At 64.8% G+C, this 565-nt stretch carries 1 protein-coding gene; it reads right to left on the minus strand.

Features of this window, described 5'->3' with window-relative positions; genetic code table 11:
- Positions 1-565 (minus strand): VWA domain-containing protein (locus tag NW815_RS13860; protein WP_414416141.1); only part of this gene is annotated, 565 nt, incomplete at both ends.

Raw genomic sequence — 565 nt, forward strand, 5'->3', positions numbered from 1 at the left:
GGGGGGGAGCAACACTTCGGCAGTTTCCCCACGAAAGGCGATGAGGGCCACCTTGTCACGGTTTTGGTAAGCCTCGGTGAGCAGGCGCAGGGCGGCACCTTTGGCCGCTTGCATGCGGTTGAGGGCCATGGAGCCGGAGGCGTCCACCACAAAGATCACCAGGGCTCCGGCCTTGCGAACCAGCTTTTTGGCGCGGATATCGCTCGGCTCCACAATCACGCTACGTCCCGGTTGCCGCTGGCGGCGGCTTTTCTGATAGGGGGCAGCAGCTCGCAAGGTGGCATCGACGGCAACGCGGGGGTTGGATCCCTGGGGCAGGATGGGCTTGACGTAGCGGCCTCGGTCGGCGCTGAACACCAGGCTGCGGGATCCCGTTTTTCCCTGCTGGTTGAGGGACTGGGCAAAGGCCAGCAGGCGCGGGTCCAGGGCCACCTGCTCAGGATCGAAAAAAAACTCCTGCGGCAGGCTGAGGCTTTCCGGCTGGGGATCCGTCTCCTCCTGGTCCTCGCCGGTGTCGTCGGAATTGCTTGGGGAAGGATCCGACTGTTGGGATGGTGGCGGGGGG

Source organism: Synechococcus sp. R6-7, assembly GCF_047461695.1.
Taxonomy (GTDB): Bacteria; Cyanobacteriota; Cyanobacteriia; order Thermostichales; family Thermostichaceae; genus Thermostichus.